The organism is Dietzia sp. DQ12-76 (genome assembly GCF_014145045.1).
Lineage (GTDB): Bacteria > Actinomycetota > Actinomycetes > Mycobacteriales > Mycobacteriaceae > Dietzia.
Genome location: NZ_JAALDV010000357.1, coordinates 1 through 4236, shown reverse-complemented (window position 1 = coordinate 4236; position 4236 = coordinate 1). Strand labels below are relative to the sequence as shown.

Genomic DNA, 4236 nt, shown 5'->3' with positions numbered 1-4236 from the left:
CCCGCCCCCCGGAACGGGGGGCGGGGCGTCGGGTTGAGACGGGGGCGGTCTCAGGCGTCGAGCAGATCGATGACGAACACCAGGGTCTTGCCGCCGAGCGGGTGCAGGGCCGCGGAGGTCCCGTAGGCCTTGTCCGGCGGGATGACCAGCTGACGGCGACCCCCGACCTTCATGCCCGGGATCCCTTCCTGCCAGCCCTGGATGAGGCCGTTGAGCGGGAACGTGATGGACTCGCCCCGGTCCCACGAGGAGTCGAACTGCTCGCCGGTCTCGTAGTCGACACCGACGTAGTGGACGGTGACGTTACCGCCGGCCACCGCCTCGGCGCCCTCCCCGACAGTGAGGTCCGCGCTGACGAGGTCAGTGGGGGCGGGGCCGGTCGGCATGTCGATCTCGGGCTTGTCCATGGTGTCTCCTCCTGGAGTCCGTTTCCCGGGCTCAGCGCTGGCTGATCGGGGTGAAGCTCCGCTCGGCCGGGCCGGTGTAGACCTGGCGCGGGCGGTTGATCTTGGTGGACGGATCCTCGCGCATCTCGCGCCAGTGCGCGATCCACCCCGGCATCCGGCCGAGCGCGAACAGCACGGTGAACATCTCGGTGGGGAAGCCCATCGCGCGATAGATGAGGCCGGTGTAGAAGTCCACGTTCGGGTAGAGCTTGCGCTCGACGAAGTAGTCGTCGGCCAACGCGGTCTCCTCGAGCTTGAGCGCGATCTCGAGAAGAGGGTCGTTGCTCTGCGACAGCAGGGCGTGCGCGTGCTTCTTCGCGATCTGGGCGCGCGGGTCATAGCTCTTGTAGACGCGGTGGCCGAAGCCCATCAGCTTGACGCCGTCCACCTTGTTCTTGACACGATCCATGTAGTCGGTGGCGTCGCCGCCCTCCGACTCGATGCGCTCGAGCATCTCGAGCACGGCCTGGTTGGCCCCACCGTGCAGCGGCCCGTACAGGGCGTTGATGCCGCCGGTGATGGAGGCGTACAACGGCGCCTCGGAGGACCCGACCATGCGGACGGTCGAGGTGGAGCAGTTCTGTTCGTGGTCCGCGTGGAGGACGAGCAGCATGTCGAGGGCGTCGGCGATCTCGTCGGTGACCTCGTAGTCCGGCCCGAACGTCATACGGAGGAAGTTTCGGACGTATCCGAGCGAGGGGTCCGGATCGACGGCGTCATGGCCACGTCGGATGCGCTCGATGGCGGCGGCGAGAGTCGGGCCGCGGCCCAACAGCCGGGCGGTGGCCAGGTCCACGGCCTTGGGGTCGTCGATGTCGAGGTCGTCCCCGTGGGTCCCGAAGAGGCTCACACCGGCGGAGAAGACGGGCATCGGGTGGGTGTCCAGCGGGAACGCCTGCAGCAGCGGCATCATCTGGCCAGGCAGCGCGGTCTCCCCGAGCACCTTCTCGGTGAACTCCGCGAGCTGGGCCTCCGTCGGGTCCTCACCGTAGATGAGCAGGTAGGAGACCTCGAGGAACGAGGCGTTGTCGGCGAGCTGGTCGATCGGATACCCGCGGTGACGCAGGATGCCCTCGTTGCCGTCGATGTAGGTGATCGAGGAGGTGCAGGCGGAGGTGTTGACGAACCCGACGTCCAGTGTGGTCATCCCGGTCTTGGCCAGCAGTGAACCCAACTGCACCGCGTCGCTTCCGCAGGTCGCGTCCACCACGTCGAGCGCGAGCTCACCGCCGGGATAGGACAGTGTTGCCTTGCGGTCCGAACCGTTCGAGCCTGCGGTCACGCGATTCCCTCTCCGACGACTGGTCCCGGCGGCATCTCCCGCCACGAATGTGCTGTGCCACACCCTACCGTGACGGTCGCCCGCGCTCCGAAGCGTGCACCGGTCCGCTCCCCCCGGGCCGTGCCCGCCCGGGGGGCCGATACGCGTGCGCGACCCGTCAGCGGGTCAGGGTTGCAGCCGCCGGACCGTCCACCCCCCCTGTTCCCGGAGACATTCCACCCGGTCATGGAACCGGTCCCGACCCCCCTGCCAGAACTCCACACGGTCCGGGCGAAGTCGGTATCCACCCCACCGGTCGGGCATCGGGATCTCCTCGACGTCCGCGAGCCGCTCCTCGGCGACCCGGTAGAGCGCGTTCAACTCCTCGACCCCGCCCACGGGCTGCGACTGCTCCGACGCCCACGCCGCCACCTGGGACCCCCTCGGACGCGTACGCCAGTACGCCAGGCTCTCCGCCCGCTCCAGTGGACTGCAGCGGCCCTCGACGTGGACCTGGCGTTCCACCGTCAACCACGGGAACGTCGCCGAGGCGTACCCGGACCGCGCCAACTGCACACCTTTGCGGGAGCTCATCGTCGTGAAGAACGTCAGGCCCCGGTCGTCCGCGCCCTTGCACAGCACCGTCCGGGTCGACGGCCTGCCGTCGACGCCGACGGTGCCGAGGACCATCGCGTTGGGCTCGCGCACACCCCGGTGGCCGGCCTCCTCGAGCCACGCGGCGAAGAGCGGGAGCCAGCCGTCGTGCAGATCGCCCACGTCCAGGCTGGTGTGCAGACCGTATCCGACGCGCATCGTGTCGAAGTCGGCCGGTTCGAGTGCGGGATCGCCCATGTCCCAGACGCTACTCCGAGGCCGACGCGCCCCCGACTAGGATGGTGACGATCGAGAATCCCACCACAAGGAACGGCACCCCACGAGCATGAGCGATCAGTTGCCCACCATCCCCGCCGACCTCGCGCCCGCCGACGGCCGCTTCGGCTGCGGCCCGTCCAAGGTCCGCCCCGAGCAGATCGAGGCCGTCTCCGCCGCCGCCACCTCGGTGATGGGCACCAGCCACCGCCAGGCGCCGGTCAAGAACGTCGTGGGAAGGATCCGTGAGGGCCTGTCCTCCCTGTTCTCCCTCCCCGAGGGATACGAGGTCGTGTTGGGCAACGGCGGCACCACCGCGTTCTGGGACGCCGCGGCGTTCGGCCTGGTCCGCGAGAAGTCCCTCCACCTGACCTACGGTGAGTTCTCCTCGAAGTTCGCCAAGGTCACCGGCGCTGCGCCCTTCCTCGCCGACCCGATAGTGGTCTCGGCCGAGCCGGGGTCGGCGCCCGATCCCACCTCGGACCCGTCCGTGGACCTCATCGGCTGGGCGCACAACGAGACCTCCACGGGTGTGATGGTGCCGGTGACCCGCCCGGCGGGCTCGGAGGACGCCCTCGTCGCGATCGACGCCACCTCCGGGGCCGGCGGGCTTCCCGTCGACATCTCCGACGCCGACGTCTACTACTTCGCGCCGCAGAAGTGCTTCGCCTCCGACGGTGGCATCTGGGTGTCGATCATGAGCCCGGCCGCCCTCGAGCGCGTGTCCGAGATCGCGGCCACCGACCGCTGGTGCCCGGACTTCCTCTCGTTGCCCACCGCGGTGGACAACTCCTCCAAGAACCAGACGTACAACACCCCGGCCGTGGCCACCCTGTTGATGTTCGCCGACCAGATCGAGTGGATGAACACCCAGGGCGGTCTGGACTGGTGCGTGGCGCGCACCCGGGACTCGTCCTCCCGCCTGTACGACTGGGCCGAGGCCAGCGACTACGCCACGCCTTTCGTCACCGAGCCCGCCCACCGTTCGCAGGTCGTCGGCACCATCGACCTCGACGCGTCGATCGACGCCGCACTGGTCGCCAAGACCCTGCGGGCGAACGGCATCCTCGACACCGAGCCGTACCGCAAGCTCGGCCGCAACCAGCTCCGCATCGGCATGTTCCCGGCGATCGACCCCGAGGACGTCACGCGACTGACCCGGTGCATCGACCACGTGGTGGGGCAGCTCGGCTGACCCCCGGCCCACCACAATTCCGCAGCCCACCCGGCCCGTCACGACGCCGGGTGGGCTGTGCTGACCTACGATGGTGGGAACGCCCGGGGCCCGGGAGCGCGCCGTTCGAGCCGCCCAGGGGACCGCGAGGAGTCGAGGAGGCGGTATGCGGAAGCTGAGGATCATCGGGGTGGACGCCGACTCGGCCGTGGTCGAGTGTGAGCTCCCCGACTCGGGCGAGACCCTGGCCCTCCCCCTCGACGACAGGTTCCGTGCCGCCGCCCGCGGAGAAGCCGTGACCCCCGACGCGTCCCGGAGCGTTCCCGTCACGGGCACGCTGCGCCCGCGAGAGATCCAGGACCGGATCCGGCACGGCGCCTCCCCCGAGGACGTCGCCGCCGACGCCGGGGTCCCGATGTCCCGGATCGAGGGATTCGCCGTCCCCGTGCTCCTCGAGCGCGCGACCGCGGCCGAACTCGCGCGGG

The 4236-nt window shown here is 69.8% G+C and carries 5 protein-coding genes; 2 read left to right on the top strand and 3 right to left on the bottom strand.

Annotated elements, in window-relative coordinates:
- Window positions 1–50 precede the first annotated feature (50 nt).
- The 3 genes from G6019_RS12160 to pdxH form a co-directional block, all read right to left on the bottom strand.
- Window positions 51–407: an FKBP-type peptidyl-prolyl cis-trans isomerase gene (locus G6019_RS12160; RefSeq protein WP_107755850.1), complete on the bottom strand. Its 357-nt coding sequence runs from the start codon at window positions 405–407 to the stop codon at window positions 51–53.
- Between the two features lie 31 nt (window positions 408–438).
- Complete coding sequence (locus tag G6019_RS12155) at window positions 439–1728, bottom strand: citrate synthase (protein WP_107755849.1); 1290 nt, start codon at window positions 1726–1728, stop codon at window positions 439–441.
- A 165-nt stretch (window positions 1729–1893) separates the two neighbouring features.
- Window positions 1894–2559 (bottom strand): pyridoxamine 5'-phosphate oxidase, encoded by a 666-nt coding sequence (gene pdxH, locus G6019_RS12150; protein ID WP_182613172.1) that lies wholly within the window; start codon window positions 2557–2559, stop codon window positions 1894–1896.
- 88 nt (window positions 2560–2647) lie between these two features.
- On the opposite strand from pdxH, the gene serC reads away from it, so the two are divergent.
- Window positions 2648–3772 (top strand): phosphoserine transaminase, encoded by a 1125-nt coding sequence (serC, locus tag G6019_RS12145; protein WP_107755847.1) that lies wholly within the window; start codon window positions 2648–2650, stop codon window positions 3770–3772.
- 145 nt (window positions 3773–3917) lie between these two features.
- The coding region (gene sepH, locus G6019_RS12140; RefSeq protein WP_182627692.1) for a septation protein SepH at window positions 3918–4236 on the top strand (319 nt) is incomplete at its 3' end.

Bases quoted from the DNA above. Each gene is read 5' to 3' on its own strand.
- serC (WP_107755847.1), top strand. From the start codon at position 2,648: ATGAGCGATCAGTTGCCCACCATCCCCGCCGACCTCGCGCCCGCCGAC.
- G6019_RS12160 (WP_107755850.1), bottom strand. From the start codon at position 407: ATGGACAAGCCCGAGATCGACATGCCGACCGGCCCCGCCCCCACTGAC.
- pdxH (WP_182613172.1), bottom strand. From the start codon at position 2,559: ATGGGCGATCCCGCACTCGAACCGGCCGACTTCGACACGATGCGCGTC.